Annotated in this window: 21 protein-coding genes and 1 pseudogene; 9 read left to right on the top strand and 13 right to left on the bottom strand. The window is 67.8% G+C overall.

What is annotated here, in order from left to right; genetic code table 11:
• Window positions 1-233: 233 nt before the first annotated feature.
• From ACTMTI_RS52205 to ACTMTI_RS52180, 6 genes are all read right to left on the bottom strand, one after another.
• Window positions 234-362: a hypothetical protein gene (locus ACTMTI_RS52205; RefSeq protein WP_441128373.1), complete on the bottom strand. Its 129-nt coding sequence runs from the start codon at window positions 360-362 to the stop codon at window positions 234-236.
• Between the two features lie 27 nt (window positions 363-389).
• Window positions 390-593, bottom strand: coding sequence for a DUF4158 domain-containing protein (locus ACTMTI_RS52200; RefSeq protein WP_441128371.1), 204 nt, complete (start codon window positions 591-593; stop codon window positions 390-392).
• Between the two features lie 239 nt (window positions 594-832).
• The gene (locus tag ACTMTI_RS52195; RefSeq protein WP_441128370.1) at window positions 833-1,414 is read right to left on the bottom strand and encodes a recombinase family protein; all 582 of its coding nucleotides are present in this window, start codon (window positions 1,412-1,414) and stop codon (window positions 833-835) included.
• A gap of 135 nt (window positions 1,415-1,549) precedes the next feature.
• Window positions 1,550-1,729, bottom strand: a complete 180-nt coding sequence (locus tag ACTMTI_RS52190) for a hypothetical protein (protein WP_441128368.1) — start codon at window positions 1,727-1,729, stop codon at window positions 1,550-1,552.
• Between the two features lie 248 nt (window positions 1,730-1,977).
• Window positions 1,978-3,570, bottom strand: a complete 1,593-nt coding sequence (locus tag ACTMTI_RS52185; protein ID WP_441128367.1) for an N-acyl-D-amino-acid deacylase family protein — start codon at window positions 3,568-3,570, stop codon at window positions 1,978-1,980.
• Between the two features lie 12 nt (window positions 3,571-3,582).
• Entirely contained in the window at window positions 3,583-4,776 is a 1,194-nt protein-coding gene (locus ACTMTI_RS52180) for an amino acid deaminase (protein WP_441128365.1), read from the bottom strand.
• Window positions 4,777-4,913: 137 nt separating this feature from the next.
• Between ACTMTI_RS52180 and ACTMTI_RS52175 the strand changes: the two genes are divergently transcribed.
• On the top strand, window positions 4,914-5,852 hold the full coding sequence (locus ACTMTI_RS52175; protein WP_441128363.1) for a LysR family transcriptional regulator: 939 nt from the start codon (window positions 4,914-4,916) through the stop codon (window positions 5,850-5,852).
• Between the two features lie 4 nt (window positions 5,853-5,856).
• On the opposite strand, the gene ACTMTI_RS52170 is transcribed toward ACTMTI_RS52175, so the two are convergent.
• The 5 genes and pseudogenes from ACTMTI_RS52170 to ACTMTI_RS52150 form a co-directional block, all read right to left on the bottom strand.
• Window positions 5,857-6,696, bottom strand: coding sequence for an SDR family NAD(P)-dependent oxidoreductase (locus tag ACTMTI_RS52170; RefSeq protein ID WP_441128361.1), 840 nt, complete (start codon window positions 6,694-6,696; stop codon window positions 5,857-5,859).
• Complete coding sequence (locus ACTMTI_RS52165; protein WP_441128359.1) at window positions 6,681-7,439, bottom strand: SDR family oxidoreductase; 759 nt, start codon at window positions 7,437-7,439, stop codon at window positions 6,681-6,683. Before ACTMTI_RS52165 ends, ACTMTI_RS52170 begins: the two co-directional genes overlap by 16 nt.
• 8 nt (window positions 7,440-7,447) lie before the next feature.
• The gene (locus ACTMTI_RS52160) at window positions 7,448-7,900 is read right to left on the bottom strand and encodes a 2,4'-dihydroxyacetophenone dioxygenase family protein (RefSeq protein WP_441128358.1); all 453 of its coding nucleotides are present in this window, start codon (window positions 7,898-7,900) and stop codon (window positions 7,448-7,450) included.
• A gap of 219 nt (window positions 7,901-8,119) precedes the next feature.
• Window positions 8,120-11,216: pseudogene (locus ACTMTI_RS52155) on the bottom strand (Tn3 family transposase); the annotation flags it as partial.
• A 465-nt stretch (window positions 11,217-11,681) separates the two neighbouring features.
• Entirely contained in the window at window positions 11,682-12,794 is a 1,113-nt protein-coding gene (locus ACTMTI_RS52150) for a tyrosine-type recombinase/integrase (RefSeq protein ID WP_441128357.1), read from the bottom strand.
• A 121-nt stretch (window positions 12,795-12,915) separates the two neighbouring features.
• Between ACTMTI_RS52150 and ACTMTI_RS52145 the strand changes: the two genes are divergently transcribed.
• From ACTMTI_RS52145 to ACTMTI_RS52135, 3 genes are all read left to right on the top strand, one after another.
• Entirely contained in the window at window positions 12,916-14,319 is a 1,404-nt protein-coding gene (locus ACTMTI_RS52145) for a hypothetical protein (RefSeq protein ID WP_441128356.1), read from the top strand.
• A 5-nt stretch (window positions 14,320-14,324) separates the two neighbouring features.
• Window positions 14,325-14,477, top strand: a complete 153-nt coding sequence (locus ACTMTI_RS52140; RefSeq protein ID WP_441128355.1) for a hypothetical protein — start codon at window positions 14,325-14,327, stop codon at window positions 14,475-14,477.
• An 836-nt stretch (window positions 14,478-15,313) separates the two neighbouring features.
• Window positions 15,314-16,513, top strand: a complete 1,200-nt coding sequence (locus ACTMTI_RS52135; RefSeq protein ID WP_441128354.1) for a hypothetical protein — start codon at window positions 15,314-15,316, stop codon at window positions 16,511-16,513.
• Between the two features lie 1,048 nt (window positions 16,514-17,561).
• Here ACTMTI_RS52135 and ACTMTI_RS52130 read toward each other — a convergent pair.
• Window positions 17,562-17,894 carry a hypothetical protein gene (locus ACTMTI_RS52130; RefSeq protein ID WP_441128353.1) on the bottom strand — a complete coding sequence of 111 codons (333 nt, stop codon included), beginning with the start codon at window positions 17,892-17,894 and terminating at the stop codon, window positions 17,562-17,564.
• A gap of 31 nt (window positions 17,895-17,925) precedes the next feature.
• Here ACTMTI_RS52130 and ACTMTI_RS52125 point away from each other — a divergent pair, with 31 nt between their 5' ends.
• The gene (locus ACTMTI_RS52125) at window positions 17,926-18,435 is read left to right on the top strand and encodes a Tn3 family transposase (RefSeq protein WP_441128376.1); all 510 of its coding nucleotides are present in this window, start codon (window positions 17,926-17,928) and stop codon (window positions 18,433-18,435) included.
• A gap of 256 nt (window positions 18,436-18,691) precedes the next feature.
• Here ACTMTI_RS52125 and ACTMTI_RS52120 read toward each other — a convergent pair whose 3' ends face one another.
• Entirely contained in the window at window positions 18,692-19,369 is a 678-nt protein-coding gene (locus ACTMTI_RS52120) for a helix-turn-helix domain-containing protein (protein ID WP_441128352.1), read from the bottom strand.
• Window positions 19,370-19,515: 146 nt separating this feature from the next.
• Between ACTMTI_RS52120 and ACTMTI_RS52115 the strand changes: the two genes are divergently transcribed.
• Genes ACTMTI_RS52115 through ACTMTI_RS52100 form a run of 4 tightly spaced genes read left to right on the top strand, consistent with a single transcriptional unit; the run spans window position 19,516 to window position 23,511 of the window.
• Window positions 19,516-20,724: a cytochrome P450 gene (locus ACTMTI_RS52115; RefSeq protein ID WP_441128351.1), complete on the top strand. Its 1,209-nt coding sequence runs from the start codon at window positions 19,516-19,518 to the stop codon at window positions 20,722-20,724.
• Window positions 20,725-20,729: 5 nt separating this feature from the next.
• Window positions 20,730-21,656 (top strand): ATP-binding cassette domain-containing protein, encoded by a 927-nt coding sequence (locus ACTMTI_RS52110; RefSeq protein ID WP_441128350.1) that lies wholly within the window; start codon window positions 20,730-20,732, stop codon window positions 21,654-21,656.
• The gene (locus ACTMTI_RS52105; protein ID WP_441128349.1) at window positions 21,653-22,411 is read left to right on the top strand and encodes an ABC transporter permease; all 759 of its coding nucleotides are present in this window, start codon (window positions 21,653-21,655) and stop codon (window positions 22,409-22,411) included. Before ACTMTI_RS52110 ends, ACTMTI_RS52105 begins: the two co-directional genes overlap by 4 nt.
• An 8-nt stretch (window positions 22,412-22,419) precedes the next feature.
• Window positions 22,420-23,511: a hypothetical protein gene (locus ACTMTI_RS52100; protein WP_441128348.1), complete on the top strand. Its 1,092-nt coding sequence runs from the start codon at window positions 22,420-22,422 to the stop codon at window positions 23,509-23,511.
• The last annotated feature ends 14 nt before the right edge of the window (window positions 23,512-23,525 follow it).

The raw sequence follows: 23,525 nt of genomic DNA, 5'->3' as shown, positions 1-23,525 counted from the left end.
GCTCTGCACAGAGAACGCCCTGGTCCTGGGGCGGGAGGACCTGGAGAGGCGCTCAGGAACCCAGGGGTTATTTCTTATTGGAGCCCACCATGGTCCATTCATCACGATGGCGGTAACGGACGTGCCTCCCGCTACTCGTCCACGGTCAACTCTTGATGGCGGCCTGGCGGTCGGCGCCGGTAGACAGTGGGCGTCGATCGCGCGCAACCAGGTCAGCTTGTCGATCGCGGTCTTCACCGAGGCCGCCGAAGCACTCCGGCCAGCGTGACCAGCCACTCCAGCCGGGTCATCCCCAACCCTGCATCCACCAGCAGCATCCGCTCCAGATCGGAGCGAACCTCCACCGTCAGCAGGTGCGCCACCAGCTGCGACGTCAGATCGAGGCCGCCTTACGCGCTGGTGCCGACCATCTTGGCCAACACCAGCGCGCCGGGCCGGATCACCTTGGCCGCCATCAGATGCTCGCGCGCCAGATTGAACAGCAGCGTCGGCGAGTGGTGCTCCATCGCCCGATCCAGCACGGCCGGATCGGCGTAGCGAGACCACCACGTGCCAGGTGAGCGGTGCCCCGGGACGCATGCACGCAGAGGCACTCCCGGGGCTCATGCAGCCACGCTAACTGTAGGTGCTCGGCACGCACGGCAAGGACACGTCAGTCCCGGCCGTCATCCCAGCGATACGGTGGCAGATTCCGCTGCAGCCGTGATGACCAACCACTGCAATCACGTGACGAAACCGGGGTTGAGGAACCGGCGGACAGCCGTTATCGATGAGAACGATCTTGCTAGGACTCCGAAGGACAGCAGCGGGACGCGGGTGGGATAGCTGCTGGTCAGCGTCCTGCGAGAGCCGCGTAGGCGGTGGAGCGGCCAATTTTGAGGGTGCGGGCAGCCTCGGTGATCGAGACACCCTCGTCGACCAGGCGACGCAGCGTGGCCAGTTCGGCAGGGCCGATGACGCGCGGCCGGCCGGTCTTCTTCTTGCCGGGCAGCATGGCACCGGTGGCCTCGCGGCGCTTGGCGGCGGCGATCCCCTCGGCCTGGCGCTCGGCGCGCAGCTCCAACTCGTACTCCGCGGCCGCAGCCAGGACCGCGAACATGAACCGGCCCTCCTTGGTGCCCAGATCAAAGTTCTCCGTCAGTGACATCACCGTGATGCCGCGGTCGCGCAGGTCGTTGACCGTGGTCAGCACGTGTCCCGCTGAGCGGCCCCACCGGTCGGACTTCCAGAACTTCAGCGTGTCGCCCGCCTTGGGCAGCGCCAGGAGCGCCTCCCATGCCGGCCGCGCGACACCGCGCTTGCCCGACTCCTTCTCCATGATCAGCTCGTCGTAGCCGCTGGTTGCCAGGGCGTCGAGCTGGAGCTGCGGGTTCTGATCCCGTGTCGAGACTCGTGCGTACGCCCAGACGGTCATCAGTTACCTCCGGCGGTGTCCAGAAACGTGGTACCTTTCTGGACACCGTACCGACCAGGCGCGACATCGTCCAAAAACCTCTATCCAGAAAGTCGCTATGGCACACCGGCCTGGCCCGCCGGGGCGAGAGAGGATCTACAGCTTGCCGCTGGCAGCAGAAGGCTCGATGCCGACCTCAAGGTCGCCCTTGGTTACGGGGGTCTCGATGGCGACGCTGGCGAGTTGGTCGGCGATGGCGAGCACCGCGTGTGTTCCGGCGGTGATCTGCTCGACCTGTTCCTGGCAGCGCTCAACCTCACGGTGCTGCTCGGCCATCAAGATCATTCTTGTTGTCGACCGCTCGGCCTCGTGCTCCGTTGGAAGTGGGGCGTAGCGCGTTTTGGTGAAGGTTCAGGTGACGAGCTGCGGACGACGCGGACCGATGCAGTCTGGCCTAGCGTTTGAACGAATCTGGACGCCGAACCGGGTGGCGGCCCTGCCTGCCATTCAGTGCAGGAACCGACAGGCAAAGGGTTGAACCGACGGTCCACAGCAGGATGGTCTCGCGCCACCAAGGGACGCGCTCAACGGAGCCGACGGACGGAACGACCGGGCCGAGCACCAGTGGGCCGCCCCTCATCGATCACCCAGGTACCGGCCACCATGACAAAGGGAATGCCCAGCGGGGGCAGCCGAGCTTCGTCGTACGTCGCCACGTCGCCGACCGTTTCGGGGTCGAAGAGCACGAGGTCGGCCAGGTGTCCGGGCTTGACCAGACCACGGGTGGGGAGCCCGAGGCGGCGGGCGGGCCGTGACGTCATCTTCGCGACGCATTCCTCCAGGGTCAGCAGGTTGAGTTCACGGACGTAACGGCCGAGAAGGCGAGGGAAGGTGCCCCACGCACGAGGGTGCGGCCGAGTTCCCGCGAGCAGCCCGTCACTCCCTACCGTGTGCGCGGGGTGGCGCATGATGACACGCACGTTCTCTTCGTGCCCTACGTGCTGGAGGCACGTGGTACCGAGCCGGTCGCGGACGAGCAGGTCGAAGTACACGTCCGCGGCCGCTCGTCCCTCCCGTACGGCGAGGTCGGCAAGCGTGGCGCCCACGTAGGCCTGGTTGGCGGGATCACGGACACCGCTGATCTGGACGGTGCTCCAGTCGACCGGTACGCCATGGCACCCGTCGGAGCCGAGCTCTTCCAGTTCCCGTCGGAGCCGCGTACGAGTCGGGAGGTCCTGCAACCGGTCGATCAACGCCTGCGGACCGCCCTCGGCCGCCCAGCTCGGCAGCAACGCGGCGAGAGTGGTCGAACCTGCGGTGTAGGGATAGCTGTCCATGCTGATGTCGCAGCCGTCGGAGAGGGCGTCGTCGATCATGCGCAGGAGGTCGGCGGCGCGTCCGGCGTTGTCAGGAAAGTTCATCATGGTGTGTGCGAGGTGGAGGGGGCAGCTTGAACGCCGCGACACCTCGATCATCTCGGCGTAGGCGGCGAGGGCGTTCCGACCGTAGCTGCGGTGGTGTGGGCTGTGGTAGCCGCCGTGGGCCGCGACCACGCGGCACAGTTCCACGAGTTCCTCCGTGTCGGCGTACATGCCGGGTGGGTAGGTCAGGCCGGATGACATGCCGACGGCTCCCTGCCGCATTCCCTCGGCGACGAGTTCGCGCATCTTGTCGAGTTCGCCGCTGGTCGGTGGCCGGTTCTCCCAGCCGAGGACGAGCGCGCGCACCGTCCCATGCGGGATCAGGTAGGCGGCGTTGACCGCGATGCCCTCGTCCAGCCGGTCGAGGTAACCGCCCACGGTACGCCAGTCCCAGTCGAGATCCTCGGGATCGCCGTTCCAGCCGGCGAGCTGGATCCGCAATTGCCGGAGGGTCGTGTCGTCGACCGGCGCGTAGCCGAGGCCGTCCTGCCCGAGGACCTCAAGCGTCACGCCCTGCGCCGCCTTTGCCACATGATGCGGGTCCGTGAGGAGGGCCAGGTCGGAGTGCGCGTGCATGTCGATGAAGCCCGGCGCCAGCACGAGCCCGTCGACGTCCAGCACGCGTCCGGTGCCCGCCGTTGCCTGCCCGGGTTCCGTGATCTCGGTGATCATGCCGGCCTTCGTGACGACGTCGGCGCGGTAGGAGGGCCGGCCGCTGCCGTCCACGACCTGGGCGCCCCGGAAGGTGCAGTTCATGAGTCCATCACCTCAGAACAGCGTACGGATGTAGTCGACGACGATGCGGTCCTCGACCATGGGGATCAGAGACCACTTGTCGAAGACCGTGCAGGGGTGCGAGAGGCCGCAGCCCACCCAGTCGCCGACCTCGAGCTGCGTGTCTCCCTCTACGGCGACATAGGCGTGTTGATCGTTGAGTGACACGACCTCCAGCCCCTCGACCGGCATCGAGGAGCAATCCGAACGGCGGATCTGGCGGGGGACCGGCAGTCCCACATCGAAGGAAGCGTCTCTCTTGCCGAAGTCCAGCAGCGCCAGGCCAGGCTCAGGGCGGGAGATCACCTGACTCCACAACAACAGCGCGGGTCGCAGCGCGTCCGCCGTCACGCCGCGTGAGGACGGCCCGATCCCGGCATAGAAGCCGTCGTCATGGGTCACATATGCACCGCTGCGCAGCAGGACGCGCGTCGGCTGGGACAAGAGCCACGGCCCGGCCAGTTCCTCGGCCACGATGTCGAAGTATGCGCTCCCGCCCGCACTCACCACGATCTCGTCCGCCTGCTTGAACCGGCCTTCGACATCGAACTGCCGGGTCAGCCCGCTGATGGTTCGCAGGTAGTCCCTGATGCTACGCAGTGCGGCCGGTGTGGCCTCGTGCGCCACGATGCCTTCGTAGCCGGACACGCCGACGAGGCGCAATGCCGCGCTCTCCGCGACCGCGTCCGCCACCCCTCTGGCCTCCCCCAGGGTACGGCAGCCCGCGCGGCCGCCCGCCGTGCCGAATTCCACGACGACGTCCAGCGGTCGCGAGCGTGGTCGCGAGCGCAGCACCTCGTCCATCAAGGCGACCCCGCGCACGGAATCCACACAGCAGACGAAGGTGAAGCCGGGATCGGCGGCGAGCTCTGTCGCGATCCAGGAGAGCGCGGCGGCGTTGACCAGCTCGTTCGCGAGGAAGATCCGTGAGATCCCGAAGGCGCGATAGGCCCGCACCTGCGTGATCGTGGCGGCGGTCATCCCCCACGCGCCGTGGGCGGCCTGGCGGGCGAACAACTGCGGCGCCATGGACGTCTTGCCGTGCGGAGCCAGGTCGAGGCCGTGCTCGGCCGCGAACCCGGCGAGCACGGCGATGTTGTGCTCGACGGCCGCGCGTGACAGGGTCAGCACCGGCGTCGTGAAGCCGGCCTCGAACAGGTCGAGGCGGGCCTCGGCAAGCTCGCCCACGCTCCGCCCCTGTACCGTGGAGGGCAAGCCCTTGAAACGCCAGTCGACACGCTCCGTGTGCAGCGTCGCAAGCGCACTTTCGTCCATGTGAAACACTTCGGTGACTCCCCGCGCTCGAACATCCGTTGGTAGTGGCCATGTTGATCAATGACGTCCGCCCTGAATGGCTCGTGTCCTTCCTCGCCATCGTCGACTCGGGAAGCTTCAGCGCAGCCGCGGCGACGACTCACCGTTCACAGCCCCGCGTGAGCACCCACGTCGCGGCGCTGGAACGCGCCGTGGGACTCCAGCTTCTGGACCGCCGTCGGCGGCCAGTGGCGTTGACCGACGCCGGCCGGGCGTTCGCCGCGCACGCCCGGGAGGTGGTTGCCGCCATTCAGCGCTGCGAAGGCGAGATGGACAAGTTCCGCGAGGCCAGCCGCGGCCTGGTCACACTCGGCTGCTACCCGAGCGCGAGTGCGCTCTTCTTGCCGAAGCTGCTGATGGAGTTCCAGCGCCGGCACCCGGGAGTGCAGGTGGTCCTCGTGGAGGAGTCGACCCTGGAACTCGGCGCCGATCTGTTGTCGGGGAGTGTGGACATCGCCGTGCGGCCGGTCATGCCGGTACTGCCGGAGGGCAGCACCGAGCGCGTGCTGCTCTGGGAGGAGCCGCTCGTCGCGGTCATCCCCGAGTGGCACCCGCTGGCCGACCAGCCGGGCGATCTGTCCCTGGAGATCCTCACCCGCGAGCCGCTGATCACCATCGGGAGGTCAGACCTTCCCGAATCCGGGAACTTGGAGACCTATGCGGCCTTTTCCCAGGTCGGTCATGACATTGAACCCGTACTCATGACCAACCAGCCGCAAACCCTGATCGCCATGGTACGCAGCGGGCTCGGGATCGGGGTGACGAATCTTCTCGCGGGCCACTGCTCCGACACGAACGGTGTCCGGCTCAGGCGACTCGCCGGGGCCGCTCCCCGTCAGGTCGCGGTGCACTGGCCGGCCGACCGGCCCCTGTCAACGGCCAGTCGGCTCATGCTGGACGCGCTCAGCCGCGAGCCGCTGCCCGACGGCACACACCCGCCGCGAACCTGAACCCTCAATAATCCTCGCCGAGAATGTCGGCAGTCATCACGGCATTGCCCGCCAGAAGACCGCCGTCCACCGTCAGCGCCGTGCCGGTGATCCAGGAGGCCGCGCTCGAGGCCAGGAACAGCGCCGCGTCCGCCACGTCGTCCGGTTCACCGATCCGGCCGAGCGGATACCAGCGAGCCAGCCGCTGGTGAACGGCAGGGTCCTTCGCCAGGCGGCCGTCCCAGAACGGGGTCCGGATCGTTCCGGGGGCGATGAGGTTAACGCGTACCCCGCTCCGCCCATAACGGACCGCCAGAGCCCTGGTGAGGCTGAGCAGCCCGGCCTTAGCGGCGCTGTAGAGATCGTTCCCGAAGTACGAGAACCCGTTCACCGAGCCGATGTTGAGGATCACACCCCCCTCGCGCTGCAGCATGCCGGGAAGCACGGCCTGCGAGCAGAGGAACGGCCCCTTGAGGGTGACACCCACATCGAGATCCCACTCGCGCTCGGACAAGTCCAAAAATGGCAGATCCAGCGTGGACGCCGCGTTGTTGATCAGGACGTCGATCCCGCCAAGAGCGGATTCGACCTCTTCAATCAGACCGTGCACGGAAACCGTGTCGGCGACGTCCACGGTGAAGGCCTGGACCCGGTGCCCCAAGTCGGTGATCGCCTTCGCGGTCTCTCTCGCGGCATCACCGTTGATGTCGGCCACCGCCACAGTGGCCCCCTCGGCGGCGAAACGTTCTGCCAGGTTCCTGCCGATGCCGGAACCGCTGCCGGTGATCAGGACGACCCGGTCGGTGTAGCGATGCATCGTCATACTCTCTTTCTTGTCCTTGTGTGCCTTCAGCGACTCAGCCATCCGCCGTCCACGACGAGGAGATGGCCGTTCACGTAGTCGGAGGCCCTTGATGCGAGGAAGACCGCGGCCCCGGCGATATCGTCAGCCCTGCCCCAGCGGCCTGCCGGAATGCGATCCAGGATCTGCTGGGAACGTATGCCGTCATCCTGGAGGTCCTTGGTGGTGTCCGTGATGATGTATCCGGGCGCGATCGCGTTTGCCTGCACGTTGTACTTGCCCCATTCGTTCGCGAGGGCCTTCGTGAGGCCGGCCAGCCCATGCTTGCTGGCCGCGTAGGAGGCGACGTTGAGTCCCCCCTGGAACGCGAGCAGCGACGCGATATTGATGATCTTCCCCTGTCCCCGGCGCAGCATCCTAGGACCGATCAGGCGGCAGACCCGGAAGGCCGCGCTGAGATTCACCTCCAGCACGTCCTGCCAGTCGCCGTCGGTGAACCGCTCCGCCGGCGCCCGTCTGATGATCCCGGCGTTGTTGACCAGAATGTCGACGTCCTCGGCGAACTCACTCACCACGCTCCGCGTCTGCTGCGCGTCGGCGACGTCGAACACCGCGGTATGGACGGTGCGGCCCAGTTTCTCGGCGCGCTCGCGGATGTCGTCGAGGTTCTCCCTGTCCGAGGCGGCGACCAGGTCCGCGCCCGCTTCCGCCAGGGCCAGTGCGACGGAGTACCCGATCCCGCTGCCCGCTCCGGTGATCATCGCCGTCTGCCCGTGCAACGAGAACAGATTGTCGTCGTTTCTCATCGGAATGCCTAGAAGATTATGGGAGCGAGTTCGATACCGAACTGCTCGCAATGCCGTACGTAGCGATCTAGTTTGCTGTCGGCCGTTTCGGTGCCGATGACGTTGTCCTGGTCGTCCAAGTATTCGAACGGCCCGTGAATGGAGAACAGGGTGATCATTTCTGCGTCTCCGACGACTTCCAGCGTGTGGATGTCGTTATCGGCCTCGAACACGAAGTCCCCGGCCTTCGCGACCCAGTTTCGCTCAAGGTAACGCCAGGATCCCTCGAGGACGTAGGCCTCGACCGGTCCCAGGTGTCGGTGCCGGTTGACCCGGCCCGCGCGTTGGACCTTGAGCAGGTTGATCCAGCTTCCGGCTCTCCGATTGATACGCAGGGGCTTGAAATAGATGCCATCCCCTTGTGGAACCCAGGGGACTTTACTCGCGGCCAAATACAGCTCTTCTTGCGCTGATGAATGCATGAACAGATCCTGACGCCGAAACTCCGGTGTTTCGAGTCAGACTAACCGGTAAGACCTCCGATCGGAATCGCGCGTTTCGCATAATAACTATCCGTCTCGCGTATGAGAGTCGAGATATCGGGAGCACCGCAACAGCGTTGAACGAATCTTCCGTCTCCTCTGCGAGGCCAGCTCCACAGCCGAGATCATCGACCCATCCGGGGGCAGCGCCGCCGCTCCGAGCGACCGCAGGCCCTTCTCCGGCGCCGAGGAAGCGATCGCGTAGCGGCCCAGGCAGTTGAGGTGGGCATGGCCCAGCGGGGACAGCCGGGCCACGTCCTTGACCGGCACGCCTTGGGCATGCAGCTGGTCCACGATCGCCGACAAGTACTTCGAATTCCACAACACCACGGCATTGAGCACCAGCCCTAATGCCGCTAACTGATCTTCCTGGCCCTCCCGGTAGGCCTGCCGAATTTTCCCGGCGTCGCCGTGGCAGATCTTGCGGGCCAGGCGGTGCCGGAACTCCTGGACTGACAGCTGCTTGCCCAGGCTTCGGCGGTAGCTGGAATCGATCGGGTCCAGCATGCTGAGCAGGTGCAAGGTCTTGTCGATGCGGCCGTACTCGGCGAACGCCTGCCCGAGCGGAGTCGGGTGCCCCTGGCGGGCGAACATGCGCAGCAGGTCGTAGGCGCGCACCTGGTTGGTCACCAGCGACCCGGCGACCCGCACCATGTCCGGCCACTGCGTGAGCACCTTCTTGGTGTTCACCTTGTTCCGGGCGATCACCTCCAGCACCCCATAGTCGCCAGTGCTGCCGTCGGGCAGGTCGGCCCGCCAGAATCGCTGGTCGCCCAGGTCGGCGAAACGGGGCGCGAACCGGTAGCCGAGCATGGAGAAGATCCCGAATACCATGTCGCTGTCGCTGGCCTGGTCCGTCGTGACCACCTCGGGTTTCGGCCCGGCATCCAGGTTGATCAGGCAGTCCAGGATGTAGAGCGAATCGCGGGGCGTACCCGGCACCACCATCTGCCCGATCCCCGCCACTTGATCATTTACTGCATTGAGCCAGGTCAGACCCCTTTTGTAACCGTAGTACTTAGGTGAGGGCCCGGCGTTGATCGTCTTGACCGGGACGACGAACCGCAGCCCATCCACCGACGCCAGCAACCCGCCGCCCCATGCCGCGACGATCGACACCCGGCCCTGGTGCTCGATCAGGATCGCGTTGGCCGCGGCGTGCGTCTCGCCGCGCACATAGTTCTGATCCACGTGCGAGAGCCGACCACGGGTCAGCGCCTCATCCCCAGCCTTGATCACCGGCGTCAACCCGACGTTGCAGGCATCGCTGATCAGCAGCGCCACCAGCGATCTCGGCAGGTCGTTCATGCGGGTGGAGATGTCGGCCAGGTGCACGTAGGCGTCCAGGAAACCGGTCCAGGCGTGCACCTCCAGCAGCAGCTCGGGCAGATCGATGCGGGGCAGCATCGCCTGGCAAGTGGCCCGCAGCCACTCCAGCGACTCGCTCTCTCCGAGCGCGCCGAGTTTCTCCACCGACAGCCGGGCCCGCCCGCCGCCGGCCAGGGTCACCACCGAGACCAGCGCGTCCTCGCCCGCCTCCTCCAGCCGGGCGGCCATCTGCTTCCAGGCCGCGTCCAGGGCCAGGACCTTGTCGCTCAGAAGCTTCTGGACCGGGTCGGTGAGCGACAGGGAGGCCAGCACGTCCTGCTCGATCGCCTCCCACTGCGCCCCGGCCAGCAGATGCGCGCGCGGGTCGGCCCAGCGCAGTGACGGCGAGGCGAACACATCCCTGATCGTCAGGGCCCGCATCAGGTGCTCCAAGACGCACACGACATACGCGTCACGATCCACCGCGCCCTGTGGCACGTTTGGGTTGGCATACACCGCCCGCTTCCACGACGCGGTCACCAGCGCGGCGTCGATCTCCTTGGGCAGCAGCGGCTTCTTGCTCACCTGCCGTCGCGACAACTCCGGCAACCTGCGCACTGCGGCCAGCACCCGACGCCCACCCGGTGCCGCAGACAGCGCCTTGGACTCGCCCAGCAGCCGCAGGAACGGGCGCACGGTGTTGTACTTCTCCACCAGCGCGGCCCGCATCGCCGCCTCGGCCGCGCCATCATCCTCGGGGACCAGTTCCTCCACCACGTCCAGCGCCGCACGGACCTGTTCCTTGCTAGCGCCGGCGATCTCGGCCACTGCAGTCCACATCGCCGCCACATCGAGGTCGGCGCCCTCCTGGTCGACCAGGTCGAGCTGGTCGACCAGGACGCGTCCGGCCTTGGCCACCAGCTTGGAGGCCCGCTCCAGCCGGGGCAGCATGCGCAGGCGTTCGTTAGCGGACTTGCGGCGGGCCGGACTGATCAGCCTGGTGGCCATCAGTAGCGCGAACAGATCGAGGGCGTCGTCGATCGCCTCGGCCTCCAGGCTCCGGGTGACCGCCAGCAGCGTCGCCGTCCGGCGCGGCTCGACCAGCCGGTCCAGGGCCGGCGCCTTGCTGCCCGCCCCGTACTTGGCCAGGGTCTTCATCCGCCGCACCGGCACCTTCGACACGTTCACCCGGCGCAGCCCGAATGCGGCCAGGCTGTCGACCCGCTGTAGCGCCCGCACCATCTCCGTGCCCGACGTGCGCTTGGGCGCCTGCCGCAGCTTCTCCAACTCCGAGGCACGCGATCCTGGCGGCACCACCAGCAGACCCGACAACGCCCCTGGCAGGTCCGGATCGGCGCGGCGCACCTGCTTGGCCACCACCGCGTACATGCGCGCATCGGCCCGTTCCCGCACGCTGCCCACCAGCCGCTCCAGCACGGTCACCCCGGGCAGCAGCACCCGATGCCGCCGCAGCCACGCCACCGACTGCTCGAACAACGCCACCGGCCCTTCGGCGTGTGTCCACGCCCGGCCGTGCAGGAAGGTTCGGAACTGGCGCGTCAGCTGCCGCCCGCTCCAGCTGTCGGTGTCGTCGAAGGTGTGGTAGCCGTAGGCGTCCCGGATCACCCACGCATGGTCGTAGGCCGTCTGCGCGCGAGCGGCATACTTCTTGACCTGCGACGCGTCACCTAATCCCCAGCTGCTCGGCCAGATAGTTCACCACCGGCCACGGCACCGCCAGCGGATCCTCCAGGAACAACCCCTTGTACCGAACCGTCCCGATCTGGACGGCAACGCCCAACCGGTGCGAATCAGCCCTCGACTGTGCGATCACGTTTCGGTCGAAGGCGTCCAGGAAGAAGAACTTCTCCAGATCCGACAGCAACGGCATCTCGGCGAACGATGCGTAGGCCGCTCTCTGCTCAGCAGACAGGAATTCCGCAGGCATGCCAGCAAAGTAGGCCGAGCCCGCCCGCCATCAACGCACAGCGATCAACCTGTTACAAAGCGGGCGTTCCAATCTTCCGTAGCTCCGTGATCATTCTCATCGATAACGGCTGTCCGCCGGTTCCTCGACCCCGGAAACCGCTGGTCGGGGCATCGTTGCTCATCACGATTTCAATGGAATTGGTCACGTCTATTGCACTGGCCAGCAGCCCAGGAGACGGGCGAAGGTCCATCAGGCGACAGTTCAGGCCCCGTCCACGCCGCGCATGGCGAGATTCAGCTGGCCGATGCTTTCGCCGCGGCGGTTAGGGGTCAGCTTCACGGCCAGCTCAGGCAGACGCGAAGATCCCGCAGGGCAGAAACAAGCACTGTGAGTTACTTTGTCTCGATCTGAGCGGTGCAATCATGTGACCAATGCGCTGAAACCCTGTGACGAACGCCCAAGAAATTTAAGTGGCGGGTCCCATCAGGGTGCGGTGGGAGGCGGTTGGTCAGCGGGCGTGTCCGGTAGCAGGGGCGCGACGGTGGGGACGCGGAGCCGTTCGACGGCGTCACGGGCCTCTTCGTCCGGGCGCACGTCGTAGCCGAGGGTGGTGCTGGGGCTGGCGTGGCCGGCCAGGCGGGCGGTCATGATCGCGTCGGCCTGCGGCAGGAGGTTGGAGATGAAGGTGCGGCGCAGGTCGTGGGGCCGTACCGCAGTGGTGGCGGCCTGTTCGGTGCGTTTGGCGAGGATGTCGCGCACCGCCTGGGGGCGCATCTGCCAGGGGCGGCCGTCCGGGGCGGTGCGCATCGCCCCGCCCCGGGTCAGACGGGGGAACAGCGGGCCGCGGTGGATGCCGCGGCGGGCGAGCCAGGCCTCCAGGCGGCGGGCGGCGAAGGAGTTGACGGGGATGCGGCGCTGTTTGTCTCCCTTGCCGATGACGGTGAGCATGCGGCGGGCTCGGTCGTAGTCGGTGTACTGCAGGGCGACCAGTTCGGCGCGGCGCAGGCCGCAGGCGTCCAGCACGGCGATGATGGCCGCGTCCCGCAGTCCGGCGCCGGTGGCGGCGCCGGCGGGAGAGCGGTCGGCGTCGCAGGCGGCGATGAGGGCGCCGATGACGGTGTCGGGGACGTGCTGGCCCGCCGGCTCGCGGTGGCCGGTGAAGGGGGCCAGGGCCACGGCCCGCAGGTGGTCGTCGCTGCTGAGCAGGCCGAGCTTCCAGGCCTCCTTGAGCACGCCGCGCAGCGCGGCCAAGTGCTTGTTGCGGTAGGCGGGCGACCAGTCCATCTGGTCGATCTGCTCGCGGATCCAGGCGGTGTGCTCGTAGCGCAGGTGGTGCCAGGGCTGGCCTTGGCCGGTGACGGTGGCGTCGTCGAGCCGGTCCCCGGTGAGCATGCGGGTGATGTGGTCCAGGCAGATCTGCATGGCGCGGCGAGAGTCGGCGCTGCCCAGGCGTCCCAGGTAGAGCAGATAGGGGTCGCGGGCGGGTGTGATCGCCGGGCCGGGGCCCAGCGCCAGTCCGGCGGCGGAGGCGCTGGGGAAGGCGGCTGCGGGGAGCGGGCGGAAATCCGGCCGGGAGGCCGTGGCGGACTCGGTCACGAGATGCACCCTACCAGAAATGATCTTCGAGAAGTCCCCTTCTCAGTGATCATAAAAGAAACGCATAAGCGATATGCGAAATACCTAAAAATAGTGCATGTGCTGATGCTAAATTCGCCTCGTGACGGAGATCAGCTTCGACCCCAGCGAGCCGCGCGGCACCGCGAGCCAGGACCACGCCGACGCCCCGGCCACTCCCCCGCCGCCGGCCGGGCTCCCCATCGAACGGGACGAGGTCCCGGCGCCCACGGGGCCGACCACCGGGCCGAGCGGGGAGGAGCCGCCCCGCGGCGGGCGAGGCCACACCCGCGACTGCCTCGCCCTCGACACCGACGATGTGCTGCGGCAATGCGCCCGGCCCGGCTGCGACCGCGCCAAACACGAACGCGAGCCCGGCAAGGGCGGCCGCCCCAGCAAGTACTGCTGCAAGCTGTGCGCCAACGAGGCCAGCCGGACCGCCGACAGCGCCCCCGCCGCGGTGGCCACCCACACCGCGGTCAGCGCCTTCACCGCCGAGGCCGGCCAGATCCGCGCCCGGCTGCACCAGCGCGACGCCCAGCTGGCCGCCGAACGCGAGGACCTGCACCAGCTGGACGAGCGCCTCATGCAGGTATGGGAGGCCATCGCCACCCAGCTGGCCCAAGCCGAGATGAGCATGCAGCAGGCCGAATCCGACGCCGAGCAGGCCCGCACCTCGATGCGCACCGCCCACGCCGCGCGCCAGACGGCCGAACAGGAACGGGACGCGGCCCTGCGCGGCCAGCAGGAGGCCCTCCACGCCCAGCGCGCGGCCGACGAGCACCGCGACCGCATCCACGGCGAAGCCCGCGCCAACGCCGAACGCCTCGGCATGCAGATCGGCCAGCTCACCGCCGAGCTGCACGACGAACAAGCCCTGACCAGGCGCCAAGCCGAGCAGCTGCGCACCCTGGACGCCGACCTGTCCCGCGCCACAGACCTGGCCGAAGAACGCGCCGCCGCCCTGGCCGAGCGCGACAGTCAGCTGCACCAGGCCCGCGCCGACATCCGCCGCCTGAACGAACACCTGGAGCAGAACAGCGCACACCTGGCCACCACCCGCGAGCAGCTCGACCAGGCCACCACCAGCACCGAGCAGGCCCGCGCCGAAACCCGCGCGGTACGCGACGACCTGGCAGAATGCCAGCGCCGCTTCGAGGAGGAACGCGATCGGCTGCAGGCCGAACGGGAGCAGGCCCGCCTGGGCCAAGCCACCGCCGCAACCCGGCTGGAGATGGCCGAACGCGAACTGCAGACACTGCGCCGCCAGCTCGCCGCAGCCCAAGCGGCCACCGGCCTGGTGGTGCCGCCGCTGGCCGACGTCGACGGACGGCCCGGTGTGCGGCTGCCCGGCGGAGCCTTCGACGCCGTCACTCTCCAGGACGGCGTGGTGACGTTGCACCGCGACAACAGCGCCATTCCCCTTGGTGACGCCCCCCACTCGCCGGTGCAGGCCCGAGCGCTCAGCGCCGCCCTTCAGGCCGTCATCGCCCCACCGCCCGCTTGAGCTGCGTGCGGGGGGCCACCGTGGCCTACGCCGCCGGCGTCCCGGTCGCCGTCATCGCCAAGCACGGCCGCTGGGCTCCGGCCTCACCGGTGGTCCTGCGGTACATCACGGCCGTGGACCGCTGGCGTGACAACGCCATGCGTAACGTGGGTCCGTAGAACCTCAACACAAGCTCTCGGCCGCCAGCAGCGAACTCTCCTCTGCGACAACTACTGACCAGCGACGCCGACATCTTATGACCAACGTGCAAGTCAGCCGCTCATTGGTCACCAAGCTGTCGCAAGATCGGTCATGTATTGTCGTCGCACCACAGGCTGGCCCGTGAACCGTAGTGCCACTATGGCCAGCCCGAAGCCAGCGAACGATCCGGCAGGCCACTGAAGCGTGCAGCCGGACGCCGGTGCTAAGGCCACCACAGGGGTGCGAATTTCACATAGTCGCAGGTCAGAGCGGCTATCGATGCTTTCCCTAAACCGAAGAAAAAGAACTTCTGGAGCAATCGAGCAGGCGCTACATGGGAAGAAAAGGTAGGCGAAGGAAAGAGGGGAAGACTCTCTTACCGCTTCACATCTCGTGAACGGCAGAATACAACAGGAAGAGGGATCTCCGGCAAGCGCCTACACGGTCCCGAATTCTCATCAAAACCGGAAATAGAGACGCCGCGAGTAGGTCGAATGAGCCCAAAAGGGAGATCTGCTCATCGATGGCCAGGAGAGAACGACAAGAGGTGACCAACGCTGCGACAGGTAGCGACGAAGCCGCAGGACAGTTTGATGGCCAGTCACACAATGCGCTGAAACCCTGTGACGAACGCCCAAGAAATTTAAGTGGCGGGTCCCAAGAGCGGACAGTGTCTGCTGGCCCGTCGGTCGGCTTCTCACCCAACTTGCGGGAATTCTGCATTCCCGCAAGTTGGATGGCCGTTCCCAGGACGCAACGGATCAGAATTTCTGAATTCTATTTTCTGGAAAATCAAAAATGGTACGCTGAGTTGGTGACTGCGGAGACCAGTGTCGTGACGCCTTGTAAGCACTGCGGAGCGCCCATCGAGCAGCGGCGCGGGCGCGGCCGGCCCAAGGCGTACTGTCCCGAGAAGGACTGCCAGGCGGCTGCCAAGCGGGAGCGCGAGCTGCGCCGCGCCACGCCCGGGCTGGAGGGGGCGCTGGCCAGGGCCGAACAGCTGTACGACCGCATGGAGAGCGGGTTGGCCGCGGCCATCGAGCCACTGGCGCGGGCGCTGGCCGACGAGCTGAGCCCGGCGGGCGTCGAGGCGAAGCTCAGCGCCGTGCAGGCCGAGGCGCACACGCGCGTCGCCATCGCGCGTACCGAGCGTGAGCAGGCGTTCGAGCAGGTACGGCTGGCGCGTGAGGCCGCCGAGCACGCCCGCAGGCAGACGGCCGAGATGCGGACCCGGCTCGAGGAGGCGGAAAGGGAGCGGGAGACCGCCCTCAATGATGCCGAGCGGGCACGGGAGCAGGCGCTGGCCGCGCTGCGCGAGGCCGCCAGCACCGAACGCCAGGCCCTGCAGACGGCCGAGGAGGCCAAGCGGCGCGCGGAGCTGGCCGAGCAGCGGGCCAGGGAGGCCGCTCACCAGGTCGAGCTGACCGAGCAGGCCAGGGATCATGCCGTCCAGGAGCTGGCCGATCAGGTGGAGCTGGCCGAGCGGCGGGCCGCCGAAGCCCGGGCGCAGGCCGTACAGGCTGAGGAGGCGGCGGACCGCGCCCGGGAGGAAAGGGACGGGGCCCGGGAGGAGACGGCTGCGGCCGTACGCGCACGTGAGCAGGCCGAACGCGACGTGATCGCGGCCACGGCGCGGGAGAATGCGGCGGCGCAGGAGCGCGAGCGCGCCGTGGAGCGGGCTGTCAGAGCCGAACGGGCCGTGGCCGAGGCCGAACGCGACCGGGCGGTCGCCCTCAAGGACGCCGCGCGGGCGGCCGGCGAGGTGGAGCGGCTGGAGGAAAAGGTGGCCGCGGTCGAGCAGGACTCCCGGACCGCGCTGGCCCGGGAGCGGAAGCTGATCGCGCGAGAGAAGGCCCGCGCCGACGCCGCGGGCAAGGAGCGCGATCAGCTGGTGGCCGAGCTGCGGCTGGAGCGGGTACGGCTGGAGGATCTGCGTTCTGAGCTGGAGGCGGCCCGGGCGGAGGCGGCCCAGCTACGGGAACGGGCGGTCGCGGCGGAACTGCGGTCAGGGTGATTTCCCATAGCACAGCGACTGCTCGGCGGAGGAGGGTGCGCCGAGGGTGGGCTCCACGACCCGCTCGGGCATGTATCCCAGCATCTTTTGTTCCACGCCGCCGCGCGTATTGGGCCGTACCGTTGTCGTGACGTTCCCGATGGGCGCGAAAGTAGGGGTGTCACTAAGAATCGTGTCATGAGCCCCAAACGGCGTTGATCTTGTTGTGACTTACCTGGTCAATGCTGGACGGACATGACGCACCCCCCGATACACATCGACGAGTTGGTCGAGCACTGGACGATCCTGGACGAAGAGCGCGACCTCGTCGCCGGCAAGCGCGGTGCCACGCGCCTCGCTTTCGCGATCTTGCTGAAGTTCTACACGCAGTACGGCCGTTTCCGCGCGGACGCTCGGAGCTGCCCGACCAGGTCGTCGAGCACGTCGCCAAGCAGGTCCAGGTGCCCGCCTTGGAGCTCGGCTTCTACGAGTAGTCCGGCTCTACGATCGAGTACCACCGCAATCAGATCCGCACACACCTCGGCTTCCGCACCTGCTCAACCGCGGACGCGACCAAGGTGACAGTGTGGCTGGCCGAGAACGTCGCGCACGCTGAGCGACGGCCGAGCGGGTGCGGGAAGAACTACTGAAGCATCTACGGGAGGAGAGGATCGAGCCGCCCACTCCCGGGCGGATCTCCCGGATCGTCGCCTCGGCTCTGCACAACGCGGAAGTCACCTGGTCACTGCGGATCTCCTCCCGGTTGAGCGGCGAGACCACGCAGCGCACCTGCGGCCTGGTCGACTTCGACAAAGAGCGCGACGCCGACGACGAGGAGCCGGGCGACGGCGACTCGCCCGCGGGCGAGTCGCCGGCCGACGAAGACGACGACTTCGACCTGCTGGCCTTCATCAAGTCGGCGCCGGGCAACGTGAGCCTGGAGTCGATGATGAATGAGATCCGCAAGCTGACGGCGGTGCGTTCGATCGAGCTGCCACCCGGGTTGTTCGCCGACGTGGCGCCCAAGGTGCTGGCGGCATGGCGCGCTCGCGCCGTGGTGGAGGCGCCCTCACACATGCGCACCCACCCGCGCGAGCTCACGGTCCTGTTGCTGGCGGCGCTGATCCACGAACGCGAGCGGGAGATCACCGACACGCTCGTGGAGCTGCTGATCGCCACCGTGCATCGGATCAAGGCGCGGGCCGACAGCAAGGTGACCAAGGAGCTGATCAATGCGTTCAAGCGGGTGACTGGGAAGGAGAACATCCTGTTCAAGGTCGCCGACGCCGCCCTCGGCCATCCCGACGATTCGGTCCGCGCGGTCATCTTCCCGGCTGTTACCGGCGGCGAGCAGACGCTGAAGGACCTGGTCCACGAGTTCAAGACCATCCCGGCCGATCAAGTGGGAGGTGATCGAGCAGAACTACGACCAGATGATCAAGTACGCGACCGCGATCAAACAGGGCACCGCCTCCACCGAGCCGATCCTGCGCCGCTTCACCGAATCCGCCTCCCACCCGACCTACCAGGCCATGCTGGAGGTCGGCCGTGCGCAGAAGACCATCTTCGTCGCCCGCTACCTCCGTCTCCGGGAACTGCAGCGGGAGATCCAGGAAGGGCTCAACGTGGTGGAGTCCTCCAACGGCGCAAACTCGGTGATCTTCTACGGTAAGGGCGGCGACATCACCAACCGGCGCGAGGAACTGGAGATGACCGTCTTGTGCCTGCGGATCCTGCAGGCAGCGCTCGTGTACATCAACACCCTGATGCTCCAGGACGTCTTGGCCGATCCGGAGTGGGCCAAGCTGCTCAAGCCCGCCGACCGGCGCGGGCTGACCCCGCTGTTCTGGCAGCACGTCCAGCCCTACGGCGAGGTACGGCTGGACGTCGCCAAGCGGCTGGCGCTGAGCGGGGATGTCGCGCAGCCGGGCAGCCCGGAGTAGGTCACGATCGCGTCGTATTGCGATGCGCGCGAACTCGGCAGGCGGTTGAGCAGTAGCGGCGGCGACGTCCCGTCGCAGGCTGGCTGACGGTCAGCCTGCATTCGGGAGCCTCGCACGGAGTTTCGTTACATGGTGCCGCTGGCGTGGCGCTGCGTGCGGGAGTTTCGTTTACGCGGGTCGAGCAGGGCCTCGTGGGCGTTGAGGGGGCTATTGGACCGCGGCACTTGAAATCCGGGGCACAATCCTGGCGGTCTGATCATGGCGGGAGGTCGCGCCAGCGTTCGGCCGACGCCAGAGCGTCCAGGCTGATCCGCTCCAAGAACGCACCGCCCCTGGCCAGGCGGCGTCCCACGGGCGTGTCGAGCCCGAGCGTCTGCCCCGCCGCCTTCGTGATCTCCGCCGCCGCGAGCGTCTGCCGCGCGCTGATCACCGTCGAGTGGTACCAGGCGTCGTCGTCGACCACGTAGATGTCGCGCCGCCGCTGCGGATCACGCTCGCGCCTGATCAGCCCCTGCTGGGTCAGGTAGCCCACCGCCATGGAGATCGAGGCGGGACTGACGTTCAGCCCGCGCGACAGCTCGGCTGCGGTGAGCTTGCCGTCCTCGCTCAGCCACAGGCCGATGAGCACGCGCGCCACCATCTTCGGCAGGCCCATCCCGACCGCCATCTCGACGGCTCCCTCTTCCACCTCGAAGACTTTGCGGTCCTGGGGTTCGGCCGAACGTGCCGGGGTGCCGCGCCGCGCCCGCCGCGCCGCCGCCTGGTGCGCCCGCTCGGGGCGGTAGTCGCTGGGGCCGCCGTTGCGGCCGACCTCACGGCTGATCGTCGAGGTCGGCCGGTCCAGCCGCCTGGCGATCTCGGCGTAGGAGCGGCCTTCGGCGAGGCCGGTCGCGATGCGCCGGCGGTCCTGCAGGGTCAACCTTCCTTCTGACATGACACCACTATTGCGTTCGGCATCACACAATGCAATGTTTCATTGCATTTAACTTCAGCGTCAACGCATCAATTTACTGGCTTTCAACTGCGTTTATGTGCATCGACTGATTGACAGAATTTCTGAAAGCAACGTAGCTTTCAATCATGGCGAACACGTACTATCGCGGCGAGCCGGTCACTCCGTCCTTCGACCGCGCACCCGCCTGTCCCTTCGATCCCGCCCCTTCGCTCACCGCCCTGCGCGCAGAGCAGCCAATCGCCCGCGCGGCCACGCCCGAGGGCGCCCCCGGCGTCTGGATGATCACCGGATACGACCTGGTCCGCCAGATCCTCGCCGACCCGCGGTTCAGCTCCCGCTACGAAACCCACTACCACCCCCTGGCGGGCGGGCACCTGCCGCCCGCCCCTGTCGGCGACCTGACCGGCATGGACGCACCCCAGCACACCCGCTTCCGCAAGCTGCTGGCGGGCAAGTTCACCGTCCGCAGGATGAACCTGCTCACCGAGCGGGTCACCGAGATCACCCGTGAGCGGCTCGACGCGATGGAGCGGCAGGGGCCGCCCGCCGACCTCGTCGAGGTCTTCACGCAGCCGGTTCCAGCGCTGATGATCTGCGAGCTGCTCGGCGTGCCACAGGAGGATCGCGACCAGTTCCAGAGCTCCACCCGGGCCCTGCCGGACGCCGGGACCGCTGAGGCGCAGTACGCCACCTTCGTCGAGCTCGGCACCTACCTGCGGGAGCTTGCACTCGCCAAGCGGGCCAAGCCGACCGACGACCTGCTCAGCGACCTGGCCACCGGCGGCGACCTGACCGACGAGGAACTCGGCGGCGTGGCCGCGTTCCTGCTCGGCGCCGGGCTCGACACCACCGCCAACATGCTCGCGCTCGGCACCTTCGCCCTGCTGCGCAACCCGGCCCAGCTCACCGCCCTGCGCGGCGACCCCGACCTGGCCGTCGGCGCCGTGGAGGAGCTGCTGCGTTACCTGTCCGTCGCCGCCACCGGTATGCGCGGCGTGCTGGAGGACGTGGAGCTCGGCGGCAGGCAGCTCAAGGCGGGCGACACGGTCGTCATCGCGATCAACGCCGCCAACCGGGACCCGGCCAGGTTCTCCGACCCCGACGTGCTCGATCTGCGCCGCTCGGCCGCCGGGCATCTGGCCTTCGGCCACGGCGTCCATCAGTGCCTCGGTCAGCAGCTTGCCCGCATCGAGATGCGTGTCGCATTTCCCGCGCTGCTCATCCGCTTCCCGACGCTGCGGCTCGCCGTACCGGCTGAAGACCTGTCGCTGCGCACCGACCCCTCGCAGGTCTACGGCATGCACAGCCTGCCCGTCACCTGGGATCGGGGGTGAACGCGATGCGAACCTTCGTCTCGGTGACGGGACTGCGTAAGTCCTACGGCGCCCACCGTGTCCTGGACGGCATCGACCTCACCATCCCGCAGGGCACCGTCTTCTCGCTGCTCGGCCCCAACGGCGCGGGCAAGACCACCACAGTGCAAATCCTGTCCACCCTGATCAAGGCCGACGCGGGCGAGATCTGGGTGGCCGGGCACGACCTGGCCAAGGAACCCGACAAGGTGCGTGCCGCGATCGGCGTCACCGGCCAGTTCTCCGCGGTCGACAGCTTCCTCACCGGCGAGGAGAACCTGCGGCTCATGGCCGACCTGCTCCACCTCGGCCGAGCCAAGGGCCGCAGGCGCGTCCGCGAACTCCTCGAGCGCTTCGACCTCACCGACGCCGCACGCAAGCCCGCGGTCACCTACTCAGGCGGCATGCGCCGCCGCCTCGACCTCGCCATGACCCTCGTCGGCAGCCCCGAGCTGATCTTTCTCGACGAGCCGACCACCGGGCTGGACCCGCGCAGCCGCCGCACTATGTGGCAGATCGTCCGAGACCTGGTCTCACAGGACGGCGTGACGATCTTCCTGACCACGCAGTACCTGGAGGAGGCCGACGAGCTCGCCGACCGTATCGCGCTGCTCAGCCAGGGCCGCCTGGTGGCCGAGGGGACGCCGGGCGAGCTCAAGCGGCTGGTCCCCGGCGGGCATCTGGTCGTGCGCTTCGCCGATCCCGACGGTTACCTCAGGGCGGCCTCCCACGTGGGAGCCACCTCGCGCGACGACGAGTCCCTCACGGTGCAGATTCCCGACACCGGCGTCCGGGCGCTGCGGAAACTCCTGGAATGGCTGGACGCGCAGGCCGTCGACGTCGCCGAACTGTCGGTGCACACGCCCGACCTGGACGACGTTTTCCTCGCCCTGACCGAGGAGTCTTCCCGATGAGAGCGATCATCGACTCGGCGACGATGCTGCGCCGCCAGATCAGGCACATGTGGCGTTACCCCACGCTGATCCTCACCTACGCGGGCGTCCCGGTGGTGCTCCTGCTGCTGTTCGTCTACGTCCTCGGCGGCATCATGGGCGCCGGGATCGGCGGCGACCGCGCCGCCTACGCCGGTTACATCACCCCCGGCATCATGATCATGACGATCGCGAGCGCCGCGCAGGGGACCGCGATCTCGGTGGCCGTGGACATGACCGAGGGCATCGTCGCCAGGTTCAAGACCATGGCCATCGCCCGCGTCTCGGTCCTGACCGGGCACGTGCTCGGCGCGCTGGTCCAGAATTTCATCGCGATCACGGCGGTGACGCTGACGGCCCTGCTGATCGGCTTCCGCCCCGCCGCCTCTGCGCTGGACTGGCTCGGGGTGGTCGGTGTGCTGGCGATGTTCACCTTCGCGATCACCTGGCTGTCGGCCGCGTTGGGCATGGTCACCAAGAACGTGGCCACGGCCAGCAACCTGCCGATGCCGCTGATGCTGCTGCCGTTCCTGGGCAGCGGTGTAGTCCCGCCGGAGTCGATGCCGGGCCCGCTGCGCTGGTTCGCCGAACACCAGCCGTTCACGCCGGTCATCGAAACCCTGCGCGCGCTGCTGGCCGGGCAGCCCGCGGGATCCAGCTTCGCGGCGGCGGCACTCTGGAGCGCGGCCATCGCGCTGGGCGGATACCTGTGGGCACGCAGGCTCTACAACCGGTGAGGGTAGACGTGTTCAAACGCATTCTTCCAGCACTTGGCCTGCTGGTTCTCGCGCCGCTGGTCGGCGAGTATCTGCTGGGCAACATCGCCATCAACGCCCTACCGATGATCATCGGGCTGATTCCGCTCTATGGCGGTGGCGCGCTGCTGATCCGTGAGGTCGCACGCCGGTGGCGGCTGGGGTGGCCGGGGATCATTCTGCTCGGGCTCGCTTATGCCGTGATCGAGGAGGGCCTGCTCACCCGGTCGCTGTTCGATCCCGACTACGTCGGGTTGCGGTTGCTCGACTATGGGTTCATTCCGGCGCTGGGCATCGGCGCCTACTGGACCGTGTTCGTTCTGGCCATCCATGGGGTGTGGAGCATCGCGGTGCCGATCTCGATGGTAGAGGCGGGCTCACGCCGGCCGGACACGCCCTGGCTCGGCAAGGTCGGCCTCACCGTGTCAGCCGTCCTGTTCCTGCTAGGCGGCGCGGTGCCCATCGCCCTGGCAGGTCCGGCTCTCTACCCGCTGTCGGCCGCTCAGATCATCTGGACGCTGATCGCGGCCGTCGCCCTGATCATCGCCGCGTTCCTGTCCGTTCGATTCCGCCGCCCCCTTCTCCCGGCCACGCCGGCCAGCCCGTGGACCGTCTTCGCGATCACCATCGCGGCCGGGCTGGCGTTCTGGCTCCCCAGTTTGCTCGCCCTGGTGGGGATCAAGCTGGAGTCCATCGTGCCCGCGTGGATCACGGTCGGCTTCTACCTCGCGCTCTACGCCACGATGACGCTGCTCATCCTGCGCTGGTCCCGGCGCATGGGCTGGGGACCCTGGCACAGGTTCGCCCTGGGCACCGCAGGCCTGGTCACCTACGCGTGGCACGGCTTCCCACAGCCGCCGAGTTTCCCAGCGCCCGCGCATGTGGACCTCATGGGCAACGCGGTCTTCGCACTGGCCGCCCTCGGGCTGCTCGCCTTTGTGGTGGTACGGCTCGACACGAGTCCTCCCCGCGGCCCGGAGGTGATCGCTATCCAGGACACTAGCCCCTCGCGTGTTCCGTCGGCGTTGATCCGAATGCGGTGCAACCAGCCGGCTCCGTCCGGCAACAGCTCAACGGGCTGAGCCCTGACGGACCC

Origin of the sequence: Nonomuraea sp. H19, assembly GCF_052068215.1 — a bacterium.
Taxonomy (GTDB): Bacteria; Actinomycetota; Actinomycetes; order Streptosporangiales; family Streptosporangiaceae; genus Nonomuraea.
The sequence above is the reverse complement of the archived record's forward strand: the minus strand, read 5'-3'. Positions and strand labels throughout refer to the sequence as shown.

Coding starts and splice junctions, on each gene's coding strand:
- ACTMTI_RS52185 (WP_441128367.1), bottom strand. CDS start 3,570: ATGAACTGCACCTTCCGGGGCGCCCAGGTCGTGGACGGCAGCGGCCGG.
- ACTMTI_RS52190 (WP_441128368.1), bottom strand. CDS start 1,729: ATGGCCGAGCAGCACCGTGAGGTTGAGCGCTGCCAGGAACAGGTCGAG.
- ACTMTI_RS52105 (WP_441128349.1), top strand. CDS start 21,653: ATGAGAGCGATCATCGACTCGGCGACGATGCTGCGCCGCCAGATCAGG.
- ACTMTI_RS52125 (WP_441128376.1), top strand. CDS start 17,926: ATGATCAAGTACGCGACCGCGATCAAACAGGGCACCGCCTCCACCGAG.
- ACTMTI_RS52160 (WP_441128358.1), bottom strand. CDS start 7,900: ATGCATTCATCAGCGCAAGAAGAGCTGTATTTGGCCGCGAGTAAAGTC.
- ACTMTI_RS52120 (WP_441128352.1), bottom strand. CDS start 19,369: ATGTCAGAAGGAAGGTTGACCCTGCAGGACCGCCGGCGCATCGCGACC.
- ACTMTI_RS52195 (WP_441128370.1), bottom strand. CDS start 1,414: ATGACCGTCTGGGCGTACGCACGAGTCTCGACACGGGATCAGAACCCG.
- ACTMTI_RS52165 (WP_441128359.1), bottom strand. CDS start 7,439: ATGAGAAACGACGACAATCTGTTCTCGTTGCACGGGCAGACGGCGATG.
- ACTMTI_RS52170 (WP_441128361.1), bottom strand. CDS start 6,696: ATGGCTGAGTCGCTGAAGGCACACAAGGACAAGAAAGAGAGTATGACG.
- ACTMTI_RS52110 (WP_441128350.1), top strand. CDS start 20,730: ATGCGAACCTTCGTCTCGGTGACGGGACTGCGTAAGTCCTACGGCGCC.
- ACTMTI_RS52175 (WP_441128363.1), top strand. CDS start 4,914: ATGTTGATCAATGACGTCCGCCCTGAATGGCTCGTGTCCTTCCTCGCC.
- ACTMTI_RS52115 (WP_441128351.1), top strand. CDS start 19,516: ATGGCGAACACGTACTATCGCGGCGAGCCGGTCACTCCGTCCTTCGAC.